The organism is Jiangella asiatica, from assembly GCF_004349065.1.
Taxonomy (GTDB): Bacteria; Actinomycetota; Actinomycetes; order Jiangellales; family Jiangellaceae; genus Jiangella; species Jiangella asiatica.
Window position 1 is genome coordinate 1 of record NZ_SMKZ01000075.1, and the last position, 25335, is coordinate 25335.

At 71.5% G+C, this 25335-nt stretch carries 15 protein-coding genes; 1 reads left to right on the plus strand and 14 read right to left on the minus strand.

Annotated features, from left to right (window positions below):
• From E1269_RS29680 to E1269_RS29720, 9 genes are all read right to left on the minus strand, one after another.
• The coding region (locus E1269_RS29680) for a sugar phosphate isomerase/epimerase family protein (RefSeq protein WP_131901470.1) at window positions 1–942 on the minus strand (942 nt) is incomplete at its 3' end.
• A gap of 126 nt (window positions 943–1068) precedes the next feature.
• Entirely contained in the window at window positions 1069–2067 is a 999-nt protein-coding gene (locus E1269_RS29685) for an SCO3242 family prenyltransferase (protein WP_131901472.1), read from the minus strand.
• Entirely contained in the window at window positions 2064–3242 is a 1179-nt protein-coding gene (locus E1269_RS29690) for an inositol-3-phosphate synthase (RefSeq protein WP_131901474.1), read from the minus strand. The genes E1269_RS29685 and E1269_RS29690 overlap by 4 nt, the downstream gene beginning before the upstream one ends.
• 243 nt (window positions 3243–3485) lie before the next feature.
• Window positions 3486–9773, minus strand: coding sequence for a ThuA domain-containing protein (locus tag E1269_RS29695; protein ID WP_203434202.1), 6288 nt, complete (start codon window positions 9771–9773; stop codon window positions 3486–3488).
• Window positions 9774–9908: 135 nt separating this feature from the next.
• The gene (locus tag E1269_RS29700; RefSeq protein WP_131901476.1) at window positions 9909–11126 is read right to left on the minus strand and encodes a Gfo/Idh/MocA family protein; all 1218 of its coding nucleotides are present in this window, start codon (window positions 11124–11126) and stop codon (window positions 9909–9911) included.
• Window positions 11127–11298: 172 nt separating this feature from the next.
• The gene (locus E1269_RS29705; protein WP_131901478.1) at window positions 11299–12372 is read right to left on the minus strand and encodes a substrate-binding domain-containing protein; all 1074 of its coding nucleotides are present in this window, start codon (window positions 12370–12372) and stop codon (window positions 11299–11301) included.
• Window positions 12373–12491: 119 nt separating this feature from the next.
• Window positions 12492–13586, minus strand: coding sequence for an ABC transporter permease (locus E1269_RS29710; RefSeq protein WP_239001073.1), 1095 nt, complete (start codon window positions 13584–13586; stop codon window positions 12492–12494).
• Complete coding sequence (locus E1269_RS29715) at window positions 13583–15067, minus strand: sugar ABC transporter ATP-binding protein (RefSeq protein WP_131901496.1); 1485 nt, start codon at window positions 15065–15067, stop codon at window positions 13583–13585. The genes E1269_RS29710 and E1269_RS29715 overlap by 4 nt, the downstream gene beginning before the upstream one ends.
• Before the next feature lie 17 nt (window positions 15068–15084).
• Window positions 15085–16404 (minus strand): ROK family transcriptional regulator, encoded by a 1320-nt coding sequence (locus tag E1269_RS29720; RefSeq protein WP_131901480.1) that lies wholly within the window; start codon window positions 16402–16404, stop codon window positions 15085–15087.
• A gap of 656 nt (window positions 16405–17060) precedes the next feature.
• Here E1269_RS29720 and E1269_RS29725 point away from each other — a divergent pair.
• Window positions 17061–17441: a VOC family protein gene (locus E1269_RS29725; protein ID WP_131901482.1), complete on the plus strand. Its 381-nt coding sequence runs from the start codon at window positions 17061–17063 to the stop codon at window positions 17439–17441.
• A 79-nt stretch (window positions 17442–17520) separates the two neighbouring features.
• On the opposite strand, the gene E1269_RS29730 is transcribed toward E1269_RS29725, so the two are convergent.
• The 5 genes from E1269_RS29730 to E1269_RS29750 all read right to left on the minus strand — a co-directional run.
• The gene (locus tag E1269_RS29730) at window positions 17521–20847 is read right to left on the minus strand and encodes a PQQ-dependent sugar dehydrogenase (protein WP_203434205.1); all 3327 of its coding nucleotides are present in this window, start codon (window positions 20845–20847) and stop codon (window positions 17521–17523) included.
• 24 nt (window positions 20848–20871) lie between these two features.
• A complete protein-coding gene (locus E1269_RS29735) occupies window positions 20872–21819 on the minus strand; it encodes a sugar phosphate isomerase/epimerase family protein (RefSeq protein WP_131901484.1) in 948 nt (315 codons plus the stop codon).
• Window positions 21820–22515: 696 nt separating this feature from the next.
• Window positions 22516–23709 carry an ROK family transcriptional regulator gene (locus E1269_RS29740; protein ID WP_131901486.1) on the minus strand — a complete coding sequence of 398 codons (1194 nt, stop codon included), beginning with the start codon at window positions 23707–23709 and terminating at the stop codon, window positions 22516–22518.
• A gap of 165 nt (window positions 23710–23874) precedes the next feature.
• Window positions 23875–24510: a hypothetical protein gene (locus E1269_RS29745; protein WP_131901488.1), complete on the minus strand. Its 636-nt coding sequence runs from the start codon at window positions 24508–24510 to the stop codon at window positions 23875–23877.
• A 237-nt stretch (window positions 24511–24747) separates the two neighbouring features.
• On the minus strand, window positions 24748–25335 hold a 588-nt coding region (locus tag E1269_RS29750), incomplete at its 5' end, for a 3-keto-disaccharide hydrolase (RefSeq protein WP_131901490.1).

Here is a 25335-nt window from a genome sequence, read left to right on the forward strand (position 1 = left end):
GTCCCGTAGCCCTTCACCCCGTCGTCCCGCGCCCCGGTTGCTCACCCCCACTCCCGTTGGAGGGATCGCGGTGCCGGCGTCCCGCGCCGCGCGTGCCGTCGCTTCCGCCGCGCGCAGCGCCTCCAGCGAACGGCGGGCGACGGCGGGCGCGGCATGCCCGTGCCGGGGCAGCTCCACCGCGGCCAGCCCGTCATAGCCGGCCTCCAGCAGCGCCCCCAGCGCCGCCGGCAGGTCGACCTCGCCCTCGCCGAACTCCAGGTGCTCGTGTACGCCCTCGACCATGTCGTCCAGCTGCACGTTCGCCAGCAGGTCACCGGCCTGCTGGACGCAGTCGGCGACGCTGCCCTTCTCGTTGCACACGCAGTGCCCGATGTCGAGCGTGACCTTCAGCCCTTCCGGGTCGCCCAGCCTCTTGCGCAGCTCCAGCACCCCGCCGACGGTGTCGACGAACATGCCCGGCTCCGGTTCGAACGCGCAGGTGACGCCGTACCGGCCGGCCTCCTCGAGGACGGCGGCGACGCCCGCGGTGAGCCGCCGCCAGCCCTCGTCGGCGCTGACCCCGCCGGGCAGGGTCCCGGACCAGAACGACACAGCCTCCGCGCCCAGCTCCGCGCCGACGCGCACCGCCCGGCACAGCAGGTCGACCCGGCGCTCGCGCCCCGCATCCGAGACGAGGTTCGGCTCGTGCTTGTGCCACGGGTCGAGCACGTACCTGGCGCCGGTCTCGATGACGACGGCGAGGTCCAGCTCTGCCAGGCGTTGCCCGACCGTCACCGTCCGGGCCGAGAGCCCAGGCGCGAACGGGTCCAGGTGCGGGTGGTCCACGGTGAGCGCGACGCCGTCGTACCCCAGGCCCGCGATGACCGCCAGGGCGTCGTCCAGCCGATGGCTCCCGAACCCGTTCGTCCCATACCCGAACTTCAACCTCTCTGGTCGGGGCATGCCACGATCACCTCGCTCCCACCTGTCGGCTCACGGTTCGGAGCGACGGCTCGGCGGAGCCTCCGGCCCCGCGTCGCCGCCGCTGTGGCATACCCCTCCCGGGCCTCAGCCTCTCCGGCGGGGGCGTCATGTCGGCGACACCACCTTCGACAAGGCCCGTACCGCGGGCCCGATCCCGACGACGGCCGCGGCCAGCGCCACCGCCCCGGACCGCGCCAGCAGCGCCGACTGCAGCGGGATCACGCCCCGTACCCCGGCGCCCGTGGCCGACCGCACCGTCGCCGCGTCCGGCTTGCGCGCGGCCCCGAGCTGCGCCTTGCCAACGGTGGCCGCGTAGAGCGACGCCATGCCCGCGGTGGTCACTGTCGGCACCGCGCGGCGGAGGGCCTCCGGCCGGACCCCGGCGGAAGGCCGTCCCCGCCCGCCTCGCTCGTTCCTCGCTCGGATGCCCGACCGAACCCTGGCCGGCCTTCCGCCGGGGTCCGTCCTGCGGCCGGGGAGCGCGCCGAGTCGGTGCCGCGCGCCCGGCGAAGCGGCGGCCAGCGCCGCGGCGACGGTGGTCGCCCCGACCGCGAAGCGCGCGGACTCCGGGGACGCGCCGTGGACCTCGCCGCGGCTGAGGACTGTGACGCCGACGGTGTGCGCGGTCACCGCCGCCGCGGGCAGGGCGGCGGCGCGCAGCCGGCCGCCGGCGCCGAGGAGCACGTCGAGTCCGCGCGCCAGCCCCATCGCGGCCGGTCCCGCGGCCGTCGGCTTGGCGACCAGGTCGTAGGTCCAGACGGTCGCCGCCAGCGGCACCGCGACCCGCAGCGCGCGCCGTCCGCCGGCGACCGCGGCCAGGCCGACACCGGCGGCGGTGAGCCCGGCGGCCAGCCCGAGCGCCTCCGATGGCTTCACGCGTCCGGACGGGATGGGGCGCTCCGGTCGTTCGACGGCGTCCAGGTCGCGGTCGGCGTAGTCGTTGAGCGCCATGCCCGCCCAGTACAGGCAGGCCGACGCGAGCGGCACCACCGCCGTCCGGGCGCCGTAGGGGAACCCGGCGGCGGCAGCGCCGGCCAGCGAGTCGCCGGGCACGGTCAGCGCCGCGGGCGCCCGCACCAGCTCGACGACGTCGCGGAACCTCACGCGGAACCTCCCGCCGCGGCGGCCCGGGCACACCACGCCACGAGCGCCTCCCACTGAGAGCTCAGCGCGTGGACGTCGCTGCCGGCGGGGTCCTTGAAGAAGAACCCGAGCTCCGGCACCGGGCCGCGGAGGCCGAGCGATTGCGCCCGCGAGACCAGCCGGACCAGGTCCAGCACCAGCGGCGCGGCCAGCGACGAGTCGCAGCCGGACCAGGTGAACTGCATGGACATCCGGGTGCCGAGGAAACCCTCGAAGGACACCATGTCCCAGGCGGTCTTCCAGTCGCCGAGGTCGGGCACGAAGTCGATGTGCAGCGGGCCGTCGACGGCGTGGCCGAGGATCGCCTCCAGGCCGTGCGCCTTGGTGGCGGTCTTGCTGGCGGCGTTGTCGGGGTCGGCGAGGGTCTGGCCGTCACCGCCGCCGAGCAGGTTCACCGACGACCACGACCGCACCTTCAGCGCCCGGGTCGCGAACATCGGCGCCAGCACGGTCTTGACCAGGGTCTCGCCGGTCTTGGCGTCGGAGCCGGCCCACGGCAGCCCCGCGGCCGTCGCCAGCGCCGCCAGCGCCGGCACCCGGGGCCCCGGGCTCGGGGTGAACGCCACGAACGGGCACCCGGAGCGGAACGCCGCGTAGGCGTACAGCGAGCTGCCCGGCAGTGGCGCTTCACCCGCGTCCAGCGCGGCCTCCAGCGCCTCGGGCGTTCTCAGCGCCGCCGGCCCTTCCGGCGCCGGCGGCTCGGTGCTCGACACGTCGACGACGACCACGCTGTCGAGGTCGTGTTCGGTCCGGAACGCCCGCAGGTCGGCCGCGACCCGGTCCGCGGCCGAGCGCTGCGACCCGTGGCCGGCCACGACGCCGGGACGGATCCGCTCGTCCACGGCCGTCAGCTCCGACGCCAGCACCTGCGCCAGCGCTGGTGGGATGACGCCACCGGCGCTCAGCTCCTCAGCGCGCTTGGCCAGCGACCCGTCGGCGACTTCGTGACCGCCGACGACGATCCGGTCAAGTGGCGCCAGCCCGGCCGCGGCCACCTGCGGCAGCTCCGAGACCATGCCGGTGTGCCCGGCCAGGCCGGCCCGGATGGCGAGCAGCCCGACGGTCGTCGTCGTGGCCACCGACCCCCGCGCCCCGACGAACCAGACGCCGGTGCGCTGCGTCGTCGAATCACTCATGCCTGGCCCCCGATCCGGCCGGCGACGGCCGGCCAGGTGCCCCGGTGCCGGCGCGGAGCGCGTCGCTCCGGCACCGGGGCCGAGAGCCGGCTAGTGCCGGCTCCCCGCCAACCGTGAGAGCCCGGCCCGTCGAACCGGGGCAGGGCCGAGGTGCCCTGGTCGCGGGGTCCGATCCGGCACGAGGCGCCGGACAGGTGGTGAACTCTCATGGTGACGTCTCCTCGGGGGTGATGGTCGTTGCGGTTACCCGGCGGACCCCGACGGGGTGCCGTCCAGGCGCAGGATCATCGCGTCGGCGTCGCGCAGGAGCGTGCCCCGCACGGAGTCGTCCGTAACGTCGTCGATCACGATGTCCTTGAAGGACTCCAGGGCGCGCACGGCCCGTTCGTCCCGGCCCATGGCCTCCTGCCGGTGGGCAGTGCCCAGGGCCTTTTGCAGATCCTTCGCCGGCCGCTCGGCGAGCAGCCCTTCGTCCTCGAACCGGGTGACGAGCAGTTCCATGTCGGCGAACGAGGTGGTGACGAAGAACGTGATGCGCTGCGAGGTGGTGTTGCCGGCCGCGTCGGTGGCGGCCACCTCCAGCTCGTGCAGGCCCAGCGGAAGGGCGTGCAGCTCCAGCACGGTCCCGGACTCGATCGGCTCGCCGTCCAGCTCGCCGACGACGGTGACCGGGCCGTTGTCGGTCGCCGTCCACGTGGCGGTCAGGTCCTGGCTGTCGCCGTAGAGCTGACCGTGCGCGACACCGCTGACGACGAGCACCGGTGCGGTGCCGTCGACGGTGACCGTGACCGCCTTGACGTCCTCGACGTTGCCGGCGGCGTCGGTCGAGCGGTACCGCAGCTCGTGCTCGCCGTCGCCGCTGACGTCCACCGGTCCGTCGTACGGCGTCCAGGCGCCGCCGTCGAGCGACCACTCGGTGGCCGCGACACCGGAGTGCTCGTCGGTGGCGGCGAGCGTCACCGTCACCGGAGCGGAGCCGGCCGTGGTCGCCTGCGTGCCGGGGGCGGTGGCGTCCTTGCGGACGGTCGCCGCCACGGGCTCGGACACGTTGCCGGCCGGGTCGGTGCCGCGGATGTCGACGACGTGCTCGCCGTCGGCGTCCACGACGACCGCTCCGGTGTACGGCGCCCAGTCGCCGCCGTCGATCCGGTACTCCAGGGCGACCTCGCCGCCGCTGTCGTCGGTGCCCACCGCGGACACGCTCACCGGGCCGGTCCACCAGCCGTTCTGGCCGGTCGGCTCCGCCGGGTCGAGGGTGAGCTCGACCGTCGGCGCCGTCTCGTCGACGAGCTCGGCGATGCGGATGTCGCGGAAGTAGACCTGGTCCGCGGCACCGTGGTTCTGGATGCCGACGAAGCTGGGCTGGTTCATCCGGTTCGGGTCGGTGTCGGTGTAGTCATTGATCAACGCACCGTTCAGGTAGACCCGGATCCGGTCACCCTGGACCACGATCTCGAACTCGTTCCACTCACCCGGCGGGTTCAACGCCGCGTCCCGGGCCGCCTGGTCAGCGCCCTGGAACGCATAGATCGCACCCGTCGTCCGGTCCGGAGCATCCGTCGCGTCGATCTGGACCTCGTGACCCTGGTTCACCGCCAGCCACGGGTCGGTACCCGGGTCCGGGAACCCGACGAACACACCGGAGTTGTCGTCACCTGGCATCATCCAGTCCAGCTTCAAGCTGTAGTCCTCATACGAGTCCGCCTGGTACCAGTAGAGGCCCATCCCGCCCTCGGACAACAGCTCGCAGTCCTCGGTCAGCACGAACTGGCCGGGTCCGGCCATCGCCCAACCCGCAAGGCTGTCCGCCGTGCCGTCGAACAGGCTGGTGTAGCCCGCCTCCGGGACGGTCGGCTCGCAGGCCGGCGTGCCGCCGTCGACGCGGAAGTGGTCGAACCTGGCCGTCTTCGGCGCGTTCTGTGCCGCGCCGAGGGCGAACAGGCCGACGCGCACGTCGCCGTCGGACAGCTCGGTGTTGGTGACGGCCTCGGCCAGCGGCGTCCAGCTCTCGCCGTCGGCGCTGTACGAGCCTGCGTAGGTGTCGCCGGACCGGGTCAGCCGCAGCTGCCAGACCCCCTGCGTCAGCTCGGTGACCTGGGGCTGCGGGTTCTGGATGACAGCGCCGACCTCGCTGCGCAGCTCGATGCGCCGCGCCACCGGCTGGCCGGCCTGGTTGTCGGTGACGAGGTCGAGCTTGACGTAGTTGTCATCGTCCTCGTAGACGATCAGGCCGCCCTGTTGGTACTGCTCGTCGAAGAGCGACCCGTCGACCACCGTCTCGATGGTCCACTCGTCGCCTTCCGGAGCCTGCTGAAGGACGAAGTTGGACGGCGCCGGGTCGGTGTCGCCGGTGTAGATGTCGCCGTCGCTGGTGTCGATCTCCAGCTGACCGGCGGCGACCCGGTAGCCCGCCTCGTCCGGGCGCAGCACGCTCCAGCGGCAGCCGTCCAGATCCGTGCCGTCGAACTCGTCGCCTGGCTCCGGCGCTGCGGCGGTGTCGTCGGGGGTGATGCGGAACGAGTCGAACTGGACCTGCGTGACCGGCTGCCCGGTGCCGGACAGCGCGACCAGGCCGATCTTCGGGTCCTCGATGCCGGCCAGGCTCTTCGTCTGCGGCATCTCGGTGAAGTTCACGCCGTCGGCACTGTAGGCGGCGCGCAGGTCGGTGCCGTCGCTGATGTAGCGCACCCAGACGGTGTCCGGGTAGGCCGCGCCCAGGTTGGCGGTGTTGCTGTCGCCGACCTCGTTCGGTGCGCCGTTCTCCTCGCGGATGAACTGGAAGATGCGCGCCGCGGGGTTGCTGGCCCCGGTGTCGCGGCCCTCGAGCACCATCTTGGCGTAGTTGTCGTCGTCGCCGTAGATGATCAGACCTGCCTGCTGGTAGGCCCGGTAGGCCTGCATGGTCAGCGTCGCGGTCGCGGTGAACGGCCCGTCCGGCAGGTCCTGCAGGACGATGTTCGGCGTGTCGGTGTTGTTGGTGCCGTAGATGTCCGTGCTCGACGTCGGCAGCACCAGGTGGCCGTCACCGACCACGAGGTCCTGGTTCTCCCGGACCACCGTCGTCCAGCGGTCACGGTCCAGCGACGTGCCGTCGAACCCGTCGGATCGCCCGTTCAGGCATACCGGCGGTTCGGACACGACCGGCTCGACCTCGATGGGCACCTGCTCGATCGCCGCCGCGCCGCGCGCGTCGGTCACCGTCACCTGGGCGTTGTAGGTGCCGGCCTCGGTGTAGGTGTGCGACGCGGCCGGCCCGCTCGCGGTGCCGCCGTCGCCGAACACCCACTCGTAGGTGAGCGGCAGGTCGCCTTCGGGGTCGGTGGCGCTCGCCTCGAACGCGACGTCCAGCGGCGCGGTGCCACTGGTGGGCGTCGCGGTCACCTCGACGTCGGGCCGCTCGTTCTCCGTGACCCCCTTGCCGTTGAAGTCGATCCAGTTGACGTTGAGCTGGCCCGAGACGTTGACGAAGTACAGCGAACCGCTGTCGTCGGCGGTCTCGCCGCTGACGTCACCGCTGAAGTAGTCGTACTCCTGCCAGTCGCCGGTCGGCGTGACGATGATGGTGGCCACCGCCGGACCGTCCGGCGAGCCCGTGCGCACCTCGACTGTCGACGGGCCGCTCGGCGTGGCCGCTCGCAGCGTGATGCTGTCGATGTTGGTGAGGTTCATCGGGTCCCAGGCCCACCAGTCGCCCGGCTCGATGAAGCCGATGTTCTGGCCGCCACCGAGATCGTCGCCGGTGGTCTCCCGCTGCACGCCCGGGTCACCGCCCGAGGTCGAGCCGGACAGCCGCCCGGTGAGGTCGAAGTGCTCGGCCTCGCGCCGCTTCGGGTGCAGGATCAGGACTTCCTGGCTGGTCAGCGGGCTGACGCCGGGCGCGCCGTCGTCGGTGTAGGTGACCGTCACGGTGCCGAAGATGTTCGCGCCGACGTGGCCCGAGTCACCGGGCAGCGGGAACACGCCCTCGCAGCCGAAGTACTCGGCGTACTCGTGGGAGTGCTCGTCGTGCCCGAGCGCCGGCTGGGTGACGACGCGCGGGCACTCGCCCGCGCCGTCCTCGGCATCGCTGACGCCGACCTCGTAGGCGATGGTGTCGCCGAACTCGAAGAACCCGCCGTTCGGCGGCCACGCCACCGCGATCTCTGGTGCCGTGTTGCCCGCGGCGATCTCGACGTTGGCGACATCCTGCAGCTCGTCACCGTCGGTGACGGTGAGCGAGACGGTGTAGTCGCCGGCCACCGTGTAGGTGTGCGTCGCCTCGGGTTCGGTGGAGTCCACCGTGCCGTCGCCGTCGAAGTCCCACGCGTACGTGACCGGCCCGCCCTCGGGGTCGATCGACGCTGTGCCGTCGAACGTGACCTCCAGCGGCACCGGCCCGGACAGCGGGCTCGCGTCGATGCGCGCCACCGGCGCCCGGGTGCCCTGCACGTAGTCGATGCGATAGACGCCGGAGTCGGTGTTGTCGCCGCCGAAGCCGCTACCCCACTCGATCAGGTACAGCGCCCCGTCGGGGCCCCACTGCAGAGCGTGCGGCCGGGCGAACGGCCAGTCCGGGAGGAGCGCGTTGATGTCGGTGACCGCCGCGCCGGCCTCGTCGAGCTGGAAGGAGTACAGGTTGCCCTGGTTCCACTCGGCGAAGACCGCCTTGCCGTCCCAGTACGCCGGCCACTTGCGGTCCGACACCAGGTCCGGGTCGTAGCGGTAGACGCCGCCGGCCATCGGGGCACCGCCGCCGCCGATCTCCGGGAACAGCGGGTTGGTGGAGTAGCCGTACCAGACCTTCGCCTCGACGGCGGCCGGCAGCTGGGTCAGGCCGGTGTTGTTGGGCGAGTCGTTCACCGGTGCGGCGCAGTCGAACGCCGCGCCGGACGCGCCGGTGGCGAAGTCGTAGTCGATGTACGGCGTGTTGTTCCCGACGCAGTACGGCCAGCCGTAGAAGCCGGGCTCGTCCACGATGTTCCACTCCACCCGGCCGTCCGGGCCGCGGGTGGGGCTGGCGCTGGAGTTGTCCGGGCCGTAGTCGGCGACCATGAGCGTGTTCGTCACCGGGTCCAGGCCGATCCGGAACGGGTTGCGGAAGCCCATCGCGAAGATCTCCGGCCGCGTCTGCGCCGTGCCGGGCGGGAACAGGTTGCCCTCCGGGACGGTGTAGCCGCCGCCCTCGGACGGGGTGATGCGCAGCAGCTTGCCGCTGAGGCTGTTGGTGTTGGCCGACGTGCGCTGGGCGTCCCAGAGCGCGCGCCCGGGCCGCTCGTCGATCGGTGCGTAGCCGTCGGAGGCGAACGGGTTGGTGTTGTCGCCGGTGGAGAGGTAGAGGTTCCCGTCGTTGTCGAACTCCAGGGCGCCGCCGGCATGGCAGCACTCGGTGCGGTTGGTCGGGTACTCGATGATGACGGTCTCGCTGGCCAGGTCGAGGGTCTCACCGTTCATGGTGAACCGTGAGACCCGGTCGATCGCCTCGGTGCCGGCCGGCGCGTAGGTCAGGTAGATCCAGTTGTTCGTGGTGAAGTCCGGGTCCAGGGCGATGCCCATGAGGCCGAACTCCTGGCCGGTGTAGACGCTGAGCGTCCCGGTCGTGGTGGCCGATCCGTCCGGCCTGATGAGCCGCACGTCGCCGTTGCGGTCGATGTAGAACACCCGGCCGTCGTCGGCGACGGCGAGCTCCATTGGGTTGCTGGTGCTGTCGTCGAGGGTGACCTTCTCGAAGCTGCCCGGCTGGCTGGCCGCGCAGTCGGCCGGCGTGACGCCCGCCGCGGTCTCCAGGCCGCCGAGGACCAGCTCGAGGAACTCCGGCTCGGAGTACGACTCGATGGTGTGCCCGAGGCCGGTGTACCAGGACCGGCCGCCGTCGTAGTCCTGGCACCAGGTGATCGGGTGATCGTGGCCCATCGCGCCGCCGCCCGGCGAGTACGACGTCTCGTCCAGCGAGGCGAGCACGTGCACGTCGCCGCGCGGGTTGGACTGGTAGTTGTACCACTCGTCGAACCGGGTCCACGTGGTAGCGAGGTGGTCGGTAGACGGGTGCGCCTGGTCCTCCACCTTGATGGTCGCGGTCTGGTTGGCCGGGTGGCTGGCGAAGTAGGCGCCCACGAGATCGCCGTACCAGGGCCAGTCGTACTCGGTGTCGGACGCGGAGTGGATGCCCGCGTAGCCGCCGCCGGCCCGGATGTAGCGCTCGAACGCGGCCTGCTGGTCGGCGTCGAGGACGTCACCGGTGGTGGACAGCCAGACGACGACGTCGTACTGGGCCAGGTTCTCGTCGGTGAACGCCGCGGCGTCCTCCGTCGCGGTGACGGCGAAGTCATGCTCGGCACCGAGTTGCTCGATGGCCGCGATGCCGGCCGGAATCGAGTCGTGCCGGAACCCAGCGGTCTTGGAGAACACCAGGACCGAATAGCCGCCGTGGCCGGGATGCGCCTCGGCCGGCGCGGCCATCGCGCTCATGAACAGCGGGGTCGCCGTGAGGACGGCGACACCGGCAGCAAACAGGCGCCGCACCGCTGCGCGGACGCGTTGCGCGGGATGACTCACCACAGTCTCCTTCGACTGTCGGGGAACGGGACGCGCGCTCTGGGTTGCTGACTGGTACGGCACCTCCGCGGAGACGTCGTCCCCACCCCTCCCCCCGGCCCCATGGGTGGGTGACGCTCCGCGGACGCGGGATTCCTAGACGGGCACCTCCGTCCATGCGCTGTTCGCGGCCGCGCTCTCCTCGACCGCGGCAAGGATCCGCTGGACGACCAGGCCGTCGGCGAACGACGGCGCGGGGTCGGTTCCTCCGGCGATCGCGGTGAGCAGGTCGACGGCCTGGTGGGTGAAGGCGTGCTCGTAGCCGAGCAGGTGGCCGGGCGGCCACCAGCCCTCGACGTAGGGGTGGCTGGGCTCGGTGACCAGCACCCGCGTGAACCCGCCCAGCCGCGGGTCCACGGTGTGGTCGTGGACCTGCAGGACGTTCATGTCCTCGAAGTCGAACGCGAGGCTGCCGTTCGCGCCGTTGATCTCGATGCGGATGGCGTTCTTGCGACCGGAGGCGAACCGCGTCGCCTCGAACGACGCCAGCGCCCCGCCGGTGAAGCGAGCCATGAAGACAGCCGCGTCGTCGACGGTGACCGGCCCCCTCTCGGCCGAGGCACGCTTCTCCGCCGAGGACGGCAATGTCCCGCCCGTCGTTCCGAGTGGTCCGCTGAACGACGACGGCACCGGTCGCTCCTTCACGAAGGTCTCCAGCATGGCGCTCACCCCCGTGATGCGCTCACCGGTGATGTGCTGCGTCAGGTCGATGACGTGCGCACCGATGTCTCCGAGCGCGCCGGAGCCGGCCCGGTCCTTCTGCAGCCGCCACGACAGCGGCGCCTCCGGATCGGAGATCCAGTCCTGCAGATACTGCGCCCGCACGTGGTAGATGCGGCCGATGCGCCCGTCGGCGACCAGCTGGCGGGCCAGTGCGATGGCCGGGACCCGCCGGTAGGTGAAGCCGACCAGGCTGCGCACGCCGGAGTCGGCGGCCTTCTCCGCCGCGGCGACCATCGCTTCGGCCTCCTCGACGGTGTTGGCCAGCGGTTTCTCACACAGGACGTGCTTGCCGGCCTCCAGCGCCGCGATGGCGATCTCGGCGTGCGTGTCTCCTGGGGTGCAGACGTCGACCAGCTCGACGTCGTCACGGGCGACGAGCTGCCGCCAGTCCGTCTCGACACTCTCCCAACCGAACCGTCTGGCCACCTCGCCGGCCGCCTCCGCGTTCCGCCCGCCCAGTGCTCTGAGTACTGGAACGACAGGAACGTCGAAGAAACTCGGTGCACTGCGCCAGGCCTGGGAGTGGGCTGCCCCCATGAACGAGTAGCCCACCATGCCGATACCGAGTGTCGGCTTGCCGTCATCCGTCATGTGCGTGCCTTCCATTGAGTGTCTGGGCCTCCGGCCGGTCAACGCCACCGGCCGGGTGGCCCTCAGAGCCATGTCGACAGGTCGATTCGTGCACGATTCCAACACCCCCCTGTCTTGATCGGCCCTGCACGCGCCGGGAGGAAACCCGCTCGGCCCCCTCCCGGCGCGCCGATCAGGATTCGAAGCCCAGGTGCATGTACTGGTCGACGTTCTCCTGGGTGACCACCGGCGCGTTGAGCACGATGCGCCGCGGCACCTCCACCTGGACCAGGTCCGACATGCCCTTGTTCTGCGCCAGCAGGCGGGCCAGCCGGATGCCGTCCGCGGCCTGCGTCGGCGGGTAGAGGACGGTGGCCTCCATCTCCCCGTCCTGGATCCAGCGCATCGCGTTGGCCGAGCCGGCGCCGCCGATGAAGAAGAACTCGTCCCGGCCGGCGTTGTCGAAGGCCTGCTTGACGCCGACGCCCTGGTCGTCGTCGTGGTTCCACACGACGTCGATCTGCGGGGCCGCCTGCAGCAAGTTCGAGGCCTGCTCCTCACCGGACTCGACGGTGAACTCCGCCGCGACGCGGTTGTCGACGGTCTGCCCGCAGGCGTCCAACGCGTCGGCGAAGCCCTGCGAGCGGTCCTGGGTCAGCGGCAGCGAGTCGATGCCGGCGATCTCGGCGATCACCGGGTCCTCGATGCCGTTGTCCTCGATGAGCTGGCAGGCGTAGGTGCCGGCCGAGACGCCCATGCCGTAGTTGTCGCCCAGGATCGTGGTTCGCGCGGCGAACGGGCTGGAGAACTCGCGGTCGACGTTCACCACGGGGATGCCGGCCTCCATCGCCCGGGTGGCGACCTCGGTGAGCTGGGCGCCGTCCGTCGGGAGCAGCACGATCGCGTCGACCCCCTCGTTGATGAACGTCTCGATCTGGCTGATCTGCAGGCTGGCGTCGTTGGTTGCCTCGGCCGTGCGCAGTTCGACGTCTTCGTAGGACTCCGCCTCGGCGATGGCGGACTCGTTGACGGCGGCCAGCCAGCCGTGATCAGCGAGCGGGCCGGAGAAGCCGATGGTGACGGTTTCGCCGGGCTCGTCGTTGCTGCCGGCCGGCGCATCACCACCACCGTTGCCGGTCTCGCCCGCGGCGTCCGGGTCTTCCTCGGGCTCGTTGCTGGTGCAACCGGCCACGAGTGCCGCGCCGGCGAGCACGGCGGCCGTGGTCGTCAGCAATCGGCGGAACGGCCGATTCGTTCGTACGGACATGGTCTCTCCTCGTGATCGGATCGGTCCGGACTCCGAGTCCGGCGGGATGCGACGGTGGGGGCGGACTGAGCGGGACTGAGGGCGACGTGGTGGGCCGGCCGGGCGGGCCGGCCGCCGGGTCACGACGAGTCGCTGCGCGCGGCCACCCGCTGCTGCAGCAGCACGGCGATCACGATGATCGCGCCCTTCGCGACGGCCTGGGTGGAACTGTCCAGGTTGTTGAGGGTGAACACGTTGGTGAGCGTCATGAAGATCAGCACTCCGAAGATGGTGCCGACGATGGTGCCGCGGCCGCCGGTGAGCAGCGTCCCGCCGATGACGACGGCGGCGATCGCGTCCAACTCCCAGTACAGGCCGTGGGTGGAACTGCCCGTCGTGGTGCGAGCCATCAGCATGACCGCCGCGATGCCGCAGGCGAGGCCGAGCAGCGCGTAGAGCAGCACGGTGTGACGCTTGACCGAGATGCCAGCGAGGCGCGCCGCGGTGGCGTTGCCGCCGACGGCGATGGTGCGCCGGCCGAACGTGGTGCGGTTCAGCAGCACCCAGCCGATCGCGCTGACCACGGCGAAGATCCAGATCAGCACTGGGACGCCCAGGAAGTCGCCGTTGATGAAATCGACCAGCGCCCGGACCTCGATGATCTGCGTACGCCGCTCGGAGATGAGCTCCGCCAACCCGCGCGCGGCGGCCAGCATCGCCAGGGTGACGATGAACGGCGCCATCCCGCCGTACGCGATGAGCACCCCGTTGACCAACCCGCAGCCGACTCCGACCGCGAGTGCGGTGAACACCATGACGATCCAGTGGGTGTCCTCGGCCATCCGTTGCGTGGCCAGGGTGGTGGCCCAGACCGAGGACAACGCGACGATCGCGCCGACGGACAGGTCGATGCCGCCGCCGATGATCACGAACGTCATGCCGATGCTGACCACGCCGATGCCCGACGCCAGCCGCAGGATGGTCAGCATGTTGTCGGTGCTGGCGAACCGGTCGCCCGCGGTGGCCACACCCACGGCGCACAGCACCAGCAGGGCGATGACGAGGCCCAGGTTGCGGCCGAAGGAACTGCCCATGAACCGGCCGAAGCGGGAGCGGGTGTCGCCCTCGGCCGCGGCGGCGGCCTCGACGCGTCGATGCTCGTCGGCCGGCGGGGCGCCGCCGGGCGTGCCGGTCCGCTTGGTCTCCTGGGGTGCGGCCGGAGTCTGCTCGCTCACACTGCGCTCCCTTCCATGACCAGGTCGAGGACCCGGTGTTCGTCGATCTCGTGGGCCGGGCCGCTGTGCACCACGAGCCCTTCCCGCAGGACGAGGACCCGGTCGGCCAGGCCGAGGACCTCGGGGACCTCGCTGCTGACCAGGACGACCGCGACCCCGTCGGCGGCGAGCCGGCGGATCAGCGCGTAGATCTCGCTGCGTGCCCCGACGTCGACGCCGCGGGTCGGCTCGTCCAGCAGCAGCACCCGGCAGTCGCGCAGCAGCCACCGGGCCAGGACGACCTTCTGCTGGTTGCCGCCCGAGAGGGTCCGCACGGCCCGATCGACGTCGCCGGGCCGGACATCGAGGGCGCGGACGTGCTCCTGGGCCGCCTTCCGCTCGCCGCGGCGGTCGAGGAAGCCGCCGCGGGCGAACCGGCCCAGGGTGGCCAGGCTCACGTTGCGGTAGACCGACTCGTCCAGGAGCAGGCCCTGGCTCTTGCGCTCCTCCGGGCACAGTCCGATTCCGGCGCCGACAGCGGCGCGCACCGAACCGTTGCGCAGCCGCTTGCCGTTGACGGAGACCGAGCCGGTCGTGGCCTTGCGGGCGCCGTAGACGGTCTCCAGGATCTCCGAGCGGCCGGAGCCGACCAGCCCGGCCAGCCCGACGATCTCACCGGCCCGCACGTCGAAGTCGACGCGGCTGAACACCCCGGACGCCGCTAGGTCGCGCACCCCGAGGACGACGGCGCCGTCGCCGTCCGGCGACACCCGCTCGGGGAACACGTACTCGATGTCGCGGCCGGTCATCCGGCGGGTGAGCTCGCGGGTCGGAGTGTCCCTGGCGGACAGGCCGGTGGCCACCGTCCGGCCGTCCTTCAGCACGGTCACCCGGTCGCCGATCTGGCGGATCTCCTCCAGCCGGTGCGAGATGTAGACGACGGCGACACCCTCGCCCGTCAGGTCGCGGATGACCTTGAACAGCCGCGCGACCTCCTCCTGGTCGAGGACCGCGGAGGGCTCGTCCATGACGATGAGCTTCACGTCGTGCGACAGCGCCCGGGCCATGCTCACGATCTGCTTGCCGGCCGCCGAGAGCGTGCCGACCTCGCGCCGCGGCGAGATCTCGCGGTGCCCGAGCCGGTCCAGGAGCGCCGCCGCCTCCCGCTGGGTGTCGCCGCGGCGGGAGAACCCACCGGCAGCCAGCTCGTGGCCGAGGTAGATGTTCTCGGCGACGCTCAGCCCGTCGACGAGGTCCAGCTCCTGGTAGATGGTGGCGATGCCGTGCTTCATGGCCGCCAGCGGCGTGGTGAGCCTGAGCTCCTCCCCCTGCCAGACGATCTCTCCCTCGTCGGGCTCGTGCGCACCGGCCAGCACCTTGATCAAGGTGGACTTGCCGGCGCCGTTCTGGCCCAGCAGGCAGTGCACCTCGCCGGCGCGGACCTCGAGGTCGACGCCGTCGAGGGCACGGACGCCAGGGAAGACCTTGACGATGCCGCGCATCTGGAGCAACGGGTCGCTCACGCCATACCTCCCGGTAGTCGGCTGGGGATCGGCTCGGCGGCGGCCGGCGCCGCCGGAGCCGTGACCGCCGCCTCGGCCGCCGGCGCCACGGACGCCGGGTCGGTCAGTACCGCCTCCAGCGCGACATGCGCGCCGCCGCGGCAGGCGGCGGTGAAGCCGAGCGCGGACAGCTCGATGCGGCAGCCGCCGCGGGCCGGCGCCACGACCCGCTTGTCCAGCTCGGTCTCCATGGCCGGCAGGAAGAACTCGCCGAGCACCGCGAAGTAGCCGCCGAGCATGATCACTCGCGGGTTGAACAGGTTGACCAGGATCGCCGCGCCCAGGCCGAGGCTGGTGCCGACGGCTTCCAGCCCGCGCAAGGTGCGCCCGTCGCCCAGCTCGGCCCGGCGGCGGATCTCGGCCAAGCGCACCTCGAGGTCCACCGACGGGTCAGTGACCGGGTCGCCGGGGTCGGCCACCTCACGCAGCAGCGCCGCCAGCCCCACCGACGTCTCCCAGCAGCCGAGCTTGCCGCAGCCGCAGGGGTGGGCGGGGTCGCCGATCGGCAGGTGCCCGATCTCGCCGCCGTAGCCCTCGGTGCCGCGCAGCAGCACGCCGTCGGCGATGACGCCGCCGCCGACGCCGGTCTCCCCGGTGACGTACACCAGGTCCGGGGTGCCGGCCGAGGCGCCCATCGCGTACTCGGCCAGGGCGCTGAGGTTGGCGTCGTTGTCGACCCGGATCGCGACGTCGGGGCCGCCGAGCCGGGTGGCCAGTTCGTCGGCGACGCGGACCTCGCGCCAGCCGACGTTGGGTGCGTGCCGCAGGACGCCCGGCGCCGTCTCGACCATGCCCGGGATGCCGACGGTGACCCCGGCGACGTCGTGCCCGCTCGCGCCGGCCGCGCCGACCGCGCCGGCGATTGCCGCGGCCAGCTCGTCGAGGGTCTTCTCGACGCCGAGCCGCGGCACGTCGAGCGGGGTGCGCTGGTAGAAGATCTCCTCGCCGCGTAGGTCCAGAACCAGCACCGCGACGTAGTCGACGTTGACCTCGGCGCCCAGCCCGCAGACCCGGCCGTCGATCTCGACCGTCTGGCCCGGGCGGCCGACGCCGCCGGCCCGTTCGACGTCGCCGTCGCGCACGAGGCCCAGCTCGGCGAGCTCGGCCACCAGGCTTGAGACCGTCGCCTTGTTCAGGCCGGTGTCGGCGGCGATGCGGGCCCGTGACCGCGGCCCGGCGTCGCGCAGGTCGCGCAGCACCATCGCGAGGTTGTGGCGGCGCAGGAAGACCTGGTCGGCCGGGGTGAGACCGCGGTCGGGAACCAGCCCGTCGTTCATGGACGGCCCCTCTCGTCGGCTCGGCCCGCGCGCTGGGACTCGGCGAACTCCGCGTGACCTGCGTCACCAGTGTTCGTCGGATGAGACAACAAACTAGGAACCGCGCTGCCCGGCGGTCAAGGGTTACGAGCGAGTTTCTTCCGGTGACAGCGCCATGACGGCCACGCGACCGCGGACCTGCCGAGCGCCACCGCACCGGGTGGACGATCTACGTCATACCCGACGAAACCGGCGCCGACCTGCGGCGGAGGTCAAATGTCGACCACGCCGCGGCGGCGGGCGGCCGGCCGGGCGCCGGCGGGTAACAGTTCGGCTACGGAGCCGACGAATCCGTGCCGTCGAGCACTCTTCACTGCCCGAATCGGGCTACTTACGCATCGCGCTGGACAAAGTAGAACCGATTGAGCTGCTCGCGCGACCAGTTCACCACCACCATCCACGGCCTCGACGACCGTTGCCGCGGCGTCCACCGAGTGGTGTTCGTCAACCCCACCGACCTGGTGAGCGAGTGGCCCGCCGCCCCCTCCCCGTTGATCTTGGACTAATCGCGGAATCAATCGGGCATTCCGGTCTGCGATTCTGCGGTCACTCCAAGATCAACGCGAGCGGCTCGTCGCGGTCCGGGACCGCCTGCGCTGGCCGTACGATGCGATGTCATGCACCGCAGCCGCCTCTCGACCCTTCTCGTCGACGTCCCGCTGGACGAGGTGCCCCGGGCAACCGCGTTCTGGGCATCGGCGCTGGGCGTCGCCACGCACCAGCCGCCCGGTGAGCCGCAGTTCACCGTCCTCGAGGACGCCGTGCCGAACCTGGTGACGGCCGTCCAGTCCGTCGACGACCCGCCGCGCTACCACGTCGACATCGAGACCGACGACGTCGCCGCCGAGGTCGGCCGGCTGGTCGCGCTGGGCGCCGTCGAGGTGTCCAGCTGGCAGGGCTGCCACACCCTGCGTGTGCCTGGCGGGCACCTGCTGTGCGTCATCCCCGTACACAGCGACCCGGACGAGTTCGCCGCACACGCCCGCGTCTGGTCCTAGCCTGTTCCCTTGATCATCAACGGTTGGCGACGCCATGGTGTCGCCAACCGTTGATGATCATGGGGATCCGCAGGGCAGCTCAGCCGGTCAGCACCTCGGCGTGGTGGCCCAGCACCTCCCTGGCGGTCGCGTCGGTGACGAACGTGGCGCTGGCGGCGACCGACGCGAACTGGCCCAGCGCCCGCACCGCGCTGTCCTCACGCCCGGCCGCGGCGTTGCGGATCGCGGTGTCGAGGTGCAGCCGCAACCGGCTCTCCCCCGCACCCGAAAACGCGCCAGCCGCGGCGTAGTGGTCGACGATCGACGCCAGATCGGCCAGCGACGTCGTCACGGTGAAGGTCACCGTCGCGCTGCCCTGATGGCCGGCGTTGTCGGTCGCGGTAGCGACCACCTGGTGCTGCCCGACGGTGAGCGTCCACAGCTCCACGGCGGCACCGGACTCCACCGGCTCCCCGTCGAGCGTCCCGGTCGCCGAGGCCATCCCGGAGACCGCGTCGGTGCCGGCGAACGACGGTGTGAGCGTGCCGCTGGCCGCCTGGCTGGACCCGTCGTCGACTCCCGTGACGGACGCCGTCGGCGGCGACTTGTCGATGCGGACGGTGACCGACCCGACCGCGGACACGTTGCCGCCGTTGTCGCTGGCCCGGTAGTGCACCGTTGTGGTGCCCTCTGCGGTGACCGTCAGCGGGTTGTTCGCGTTGACCCAGGTGACGCCGCCGTCCGTGGACCGCTGTCGGCTGGCGACGGTGCCGTTGTCGGTCGCGTTGACCGTGACGGTGACGTCGCCGGTGTACCAGCCGTTGGTGCCGGTCGGCGCCGCGGGGTTGATCGTGGCGCTCACCGTCGGCGGCGTCACGTCGGCCACGCCGTCGCCGATGAAGCGCAGCTCGTCGAGCTCGAAGCCGCTGGTGGAGGTCAGGTAGAGCTGCCCGGTGCCCTCCGGCGGGTTGGTGAGTGCCTGCTCGATCTCGAACCACCCGGTGCGGTTGCGGAAGGAGAACGAGGCGAACGCCGGCGCCTTCGGGTCGTCCCAGCGCAGGTGCAGCGTGCCCCGCCCCCACGCACGGGCGACGACGCTGTCGATGCCCCGCAGGTCGACCGGGTCGAACGCGATCCAGTCGCCGGCGTCGAACGACGTCACCTTGCGCAGGCCGTGCGCGGTGCTGTCGTCGGTGATCTCCACGCCGTCGGCCTCGTCGAACCACTCGGCCTGCTGCGTCTTCGGGTTGAGGACGATGGCGGCCTCGCCCCGCGCCGGCGGCACCCCGAGGTGTCCGCCGTCGTTGTAGCCGACCACGAGCGCGCCGTAGATGTTCTCCGTCTCGCCGTGCTCCGGCGCGTCGGCCGGCGTCGGCACCCCGAACGTGCAGCCGCCCGAGCCCGAGCTCAGCGGATGGGCGTGCTCGTCGTGGCCGAGGCCGAACGCCCAGCTGACGCGGGAACAGACCGGCGTGTCGCCGTCCTCCGGATCACTGACGGAGACCGTCACCGGCACCGCCTGGCCCCAGTCGAAGAAGCCGCCGTCCGGCGTGTCGAGGGCGACCGCCGGCGCCACGTTGCCGACGGTGATCTGCGTGGAGGTCAGGCTGAACTTGTCCGACGTGTCCGTCACCCGCAGCCGGGCGTCGTACTGGCCAAGCTCGGTGTAGGTGTGGCTGGCGGTCGCGCCGGTCGCGTCGAACGTGCCGTCACCGTCGAAGTCCCACTCGTAGGTGAGCGCCGAGCCCTCCGGGTCTATCGACTCCGTCGCGTCGAACCCCACGGTCAGCGGCGCTCCGCTGCCGGAGATGGGGTCGGCGGTGAAGCGAGCCCGCGGAGTCTTGTTGCCCTCGGCGTAGTCGACCCGGTACAGGCCGGCGTCAGGGTTCTGCCGGAAGAAGCCGTCGCCGTACTCCAGCACGTACAGGGAGCCGTCCGGACCGAACTCCATGTCCATGACGTTGTCCCAGATCGGCTGAGCCGTCGACGTCAGGTGGGCGTTGGGCAGGAAGTCCGTGATGCCGGTCACCGGTCCGCTGGTCGCCAGGTCCAGCGTGAACGCCGCGACGTAGTCCTGGGAGAACTCGGCGAAGAACGGGTGGCCGTCCCAGAACTCCGGGAACTTCGCCGGCGACGGGTTGTCCGGGTCGAACCGGTATACCGGGCCGCCCATCGGGCCCTGGCCGCCGCCGCCCAGGTCGGTCAGCTCCGGCCACGGCTGGTGGCTGGCGTTGTCGCCGTAGTACAGGTGCGGCGCGGTGGCCGGCGGCACCTGGTCCAGCCCGGTGTTCCAGCGCGAGTTGTTCAGCGCGCCGGCCTCGCAGTCGAACCACGGCCCCGGTGTCGCCGTCGCGAAGTCCCACTCGTTGTAGTTGGCGTTCGGCCCGTGACAGTACGGCCAACCGCCGTTGAGCGGCTGCCGCGTCGTCTGCCATTCGACGAATCCCATCGGGCCGCGGTCGGGGTTCGGCGCGCCGGCGTCCGGGCCGTAGTCGCCCCAGACCAAGGCGCCGGCGGCGACGTCGTAGTCGATGCGGAACGGGTTGCGCAGGCCCGTGACGAAGATCTCCGGACGGGTCTGTGCGGTGCCCGCCGGAAACAGGTTGCCCGCCGGAATGGTGTACGACCCGTCCTCCTGGACGGTGATCCGCAGGATCTTGCCGCGCAGGTCGTTCGTGTTGCCCGCGCCGCGGCGCGCGTCGAAGCCCGGGTTCATGCCCGGCGCGTCGTTGTTGGGCGCGTAGCCGTTGGCGCCAGGGGTGCCGGCCGGCGTGTTGTCGCCGGTCGACATGTACAGGTTGCCGTCGGCGTCCCAGGCGAGGTCACCGGCGACGTGGCAGCACTGCCCGCGCTGCACCTCGACTCTGATGATCTCCTGCTTCGTCGACAGGTCGAGGGAGTCGGACTCCTCGTCCCACTTGAACCGGGCGAGCACGTTGTAGCCCTTCCACCGGTCCCAGTACGCCTCGGTCTCACCGGCCGGCAGGGAGTTCGGCGCGTTGCCCGTCGGCGTTGTCTCCGGGTACGGCGGCTCCATGACCCGCGGCGCGTAGTACAGGTACACCCACTGGTTGGTCTCGAAGTCCGGGTCGATCGCGATGGTCTGCAGGCCGTCCTCGGAGTTGGCGTAGACGTCGATCGTATTGATCGTCCGGGTGATGCCGGTGGCCGGGTCGGTCAGGCGGACGTCACCGTTGCGCGCGGTGTGCAGGATGCGCGAGTCCGGGAGCACAGCGAGGTCGATCGGCTCGCCGGTGTTCTTGCTCAGCAGGATCTTCTCGTAGTTGTTCCAGTCCAGCGCTGTCTCAGCGGCCGGGTCGCTGTCGTGACCCGGGTGTGCCGACGCCGGCAGGGCGGCGGGTAGTGCCACGGCGAGCGATGCGGCGGACATCAGGGCGGCCAGGGCGATGCTGGCGAAACGGCGCATGGGCGTCGTCCTCTCCTCAGCGCGTCAGCCGCGCAGGGCGCACATGGCGTCGTAGCTGCGCTCGGCGGCGCCCAGCGCCCCGCCGGCCTCGGCCGGTGTGTTCGGCGCGTTGTCCTGCTCCCACAGCGAGTAGTGCCGGCCGCGGGACCCGATGGTGCTGTAGAACCGCCCGAAGTCGATGTCGCCCGCGCCGAACTCGACGATGTCGTAGCCGTTCGCCGCCGCCGAGCGCCGACCGTCCTTGGCGTGGAACAGCGGGTAGCGCAGCTTGTTGTTCACGACGTAGTCGATCGGGTCGAACCCGGGCGCGATGTGCTGGCCGACGTAGGCCCAGTAGATGTCCATCTCGAGGAAGACCAGCTTCGGGTCGGTCTCGGCCAGCAGCACGTCGTAGAGCCGGGTGCTCGGGTCGTCGTTCGCGAACCGGAACTCGTTGTGATGGTTGTGCTGGTACCAGCGGATGCCGCGTTCCCGCGCCGCCGCGCCGAACGCGTTGAACTCCGCGGCCGCGGCCTGGTAGCCGGCGACGGTGCGGTTGGCGGCGGTGACCGGCTCGTTGGCGGTACCCACGAACGGCAGGCCCAGGATCTCCGCCCGGTCCAGCTCGAGCTGCAGGTTCGTGCGGAAGGCGTTGAGGCTGACGTGGCTGCCGATCGGCGTGAGGCCGTTGTCGTCGAGCAGCTGCCGGATCTGCTCCACGGTGATGCCCGGCTCGGCCGGCGAGGTGTACCCGGCGAACTCGACGTTCTGGTAGCCGATCCGGGCCAGCTCCTCGAACACCGCCCGGAAGCCGAGCGACGAGACGAGGTTGCGGATGGTGAACAGCTGGATGCCGATCTTGCCCGGCGGCACGAGCATGCCCTTCGCCGCGCCGGCGACCGACGGCGCGGCCACACCCGCTGCCGTGACCGCCATCGTCGTTCCGGCGACGGCGCTGAAGAACCGCCGTCGGTTGATCTCGGGATGTGCCATGTCGTTCTCCTCGTTGAGCCGATCGACCGCTACGGCGGACATGACGGGCGCGAGGGCCGTGCAGCCTCCCCCTCCAGGCACGGGCCCGCTCGACGCGCAGAGATCAACGGCCGGAGCGCCGGCCGTTGATCACGCAAGCTAGACCTCGGACGGAACAAAGGTCAACAGTTTTCGTCGTACTTTCGAAATTTGACGCCATAAGTAACGCCCGCCCCTGCTGAGGGCTGGGAAGAGGATCTTCGACTGCCGGTTGCGTGGAGTGGTTCCACAGCAGCTGTTGGCCGCCATCGAGGATGACGGTGCAGGCGTCGGCGTGCGTGCCACGTCGGGTTGATCAAGAGAAGGTCGGATCCCCGCGACTCCCGAGCTGACCTTCTCCATGATCAACCGCCCCGGGTCGTCATGGCGGCGGCCGCCGAGGAGAGCACAAGCCGGCCCTCCACGATCACCACACCGCCAGGCAGGCGGGGCGACGTCGCCCTGGTCACGTGGCCGCCAACAGGTCACAGAGGCAACCTCCGGACCGTCAACACCCCGATTGCGGTCCTTGGCACACGAGATCACCGCCCACGCGTCCGATGTGTCACGGTTCGTCGCGCCAACTTCGCGTGCCAAGGCGCAGCGCGGCGAGGCGCAGCGCGGCGAGGCGCAGCGCGGCGAGGCGCAGCGCGGCGAGGCGCAGCGCGGCGAGGCGCGTCAGGGCGCGGCGAAGATGGCGTCGCTGATCAGGGCCGCGGCACCAACGACGCCGGCGTCGTCGCCCATCTCGCTGAGCACGACCGGCAGATTGCCGGTGGCCAGCGGAAGCGACCGCCGGTACACGACGCCGCGGATCTCGGCCAGCAGCGGATGGCCGAGCCGCGCCACCCGGCCGCCGATGACGATGAGGCCGGGGTTGAAGAACGAGACCAGGCTCGCCAGCACCCAACCGACGCGATGACCGCCGTCACGGATCATCTGGACGGTGTAAGGGTCGCCCATGGCGACAGCGGCGGCGACGTCCGCGCCGGTCAGCTCGCCCTTCTCGGCCAGCATGGTGGCCAGCGCCGGCGACCGGCCGCCGCGCGCAGCCGCGAGCGCGTCGCGGGCCAGTGCCGCGCCGCCGAAGAACGCCTCGAGGCAGCCGGTGTTGCCGCACGCGCAGGTCGGCCCGAACTCCTCGACCCGGATGTGCCCGATGTCGCCGGCGCAGCCGTCGACCCCTCGGTACAGCTGGCCGTCGACGACGATGCCGCAGCCGATGCCGGTGCCGATCTTCACGAACAGGAAGTCACGGGCCGCCCTGGCCACGCCGGAGTGTTGCTCACCCAGCGCCATCACGTTCACGTCGTTGTCCAGCAGCACCGGGCAGCCCAGCTCGCGCGCGAGGGCGTCGCGCACCGGGTAGCCGTCCCAGCCGGGCATGATGGGCGGCGAGACGGGCATGCCGCCGTGGAAGTCCACCGGCCCGGGCACGCCGACACCCACGCCGACCGGCCGCGCCACGCCCTGCTCGGCCAGCACCTTGTGGGTCAGCTCCAGCGCGCGAGCCAGCACCGGCTCCGGGCCGAGCCGCACGTCCATGTCGACCGAGCGCTGCCCCAGCACCGCGAGCCGCCCGTCGGTGACCGCGACGGACACCGTCGTCGCTCCGATGGCGATCCCGACGAACCGCACGTCGGAGGACAGGTCGACCAGGGTGGATCGGCGACCGCCGCGCGAGGCCGCCGGGCCGGCGCCTTCGGCCAGGCCGAGCTCGTTCAGCCGGCCCACCTCGCTGGCCATGGTGGTACGCGAGACGCCGAGGCGGTCGGCGAGCTCGACCCGCGACAGCGGCCCCTCGTCGCGCAGGAGCTTCAGGACTTTCGCCTGGGTCGCCGTCTCCGGGCGGCCGGCGAGCGTGTGCGCCATGACCCCATCGTGCCACACTTTCGCCGTCCCACATCGAAAGTCCCCATCCGCTCACCCCGCGGATCACGAGGATCGCCCGCGCATCACGAGGCCTACAAGCATGGTGCACCACGAGATTTCGTGCTGAACGTGATCATTCGAAGAGGCCGCGTGGGAATCAGTCAGTCAGTTGTGGGAGGTGTGGGGGTCGTCCTCCTCGGATGAGCCGGGGACCTCGAGGCTGTGGGGGTCGACCTCCTCGCCGGGGCGGATGGGCAGGTTGATGTGGACGTGGCCGTTGCCGGCGTCGATGTTGAGCACGTCGAGCTGGGTCGCGGCGACCGACCAGGCGCCGACAGCCTGCGTGCGCAGGTCGGAGGCCAGGGTCAGCAGGGTGTCCTGCTGCGCCCCCGATGGGGTCGCCGCGGCCGACTCGTACGCCGTCACGGCCGAGCCGAGGAGGTCGACGGCGAGGACCAGGCCGTTGCGGGCGGTGTTGACCTCGGTGGAGCCCGACGGCGGCTCGCCGAACGTCGCCGTCGCGTCGTCGACGGCGCTACGCCAGCCGGCCACGTCGGCCGCCGGCGCGACGGAGCCCGACGGCGGGCCTTCGGCCGGCAGCACCCCGTGCAGGCCCTCCATCACCGGCAGCAGGGCGTCGTGCGCCGCGGTGGCCTGCTCGGTGAGCTGGGTGATCACCTCGGCGTTGCGGGCTTCCTCCTCGGCCTCCAGCTCAGCCACCCGCTCGGCCAGGGGGTCGTCGTCGCCGCCGGAGAGGATCAGCGTCGCCAGCACGATGTTGAGAGCGACGAGGGCCGCCACGGCGGCGATCCAGAAGGCCCGGCGCCGGGGCGGGGCCACCTGCCCCGGCGCCGGGGACGGGGACCGGCCGGCACCGGTCGCCCGGCCACCGCGCCCGCTCGGTCTCCGAGATCCGTCGCGCTTGTTCGCCACGCTCGCAGGACGTTGAGTAGGCACGGTGACGTCTCCTTTCTCTGGTGATCACCCGAGGGCCGCGAACCGCGAACCGGCCGACGCGGCACCCGGGTGATCACGGACTCACAGGCGGGCCCGGAGGGCCTCGCCCATCTCCAGCAGCTCGGCACGGGCGGTCTCGTCGGCCACGCCCGACGCCACCGCCACGTACCGGTCCAGAGACTGCCCGGCCTGCGCGGGCGAATTGTCGGCCACCCGCTCGGCCATGGCAAGGTGCTGCGTCAGCTGCCGCTCCTGCGAGCGGTTGAGCAGCCCTTGCTCGTAGTAGTCCGCGACGAGCTCCGCCGCGGCGTCGAACGTGTACTCCTGGATCCGGATGTTGCGGAAGTACACGTCGTCGCCGTTGCCGTGGTTCTGGATGCCGACGAAGCTGGGCTGGTTCATCCGGTTCGGGTCGGTGTCGGTGTAGTCATTGATCAACGCACCGTTCAGGTAGACCCGGATCCGGTCACCCTGGACCACGATCTCGAACTCGTTCCACTCACCCGGCGGGTTCAACGCCGCGTCCCGGGCCGCCTGGTCAGCGCCCTGGAACGCATAGATCGCACCCGTCGTCCGGTCCGGAGCATCCGTCGCGTCGATCTGGACCTCGTGACCCTGGTTCACCGCCAGCCACGGGTCGGTACCCGGGTCCGGGAACCCGACGAACAC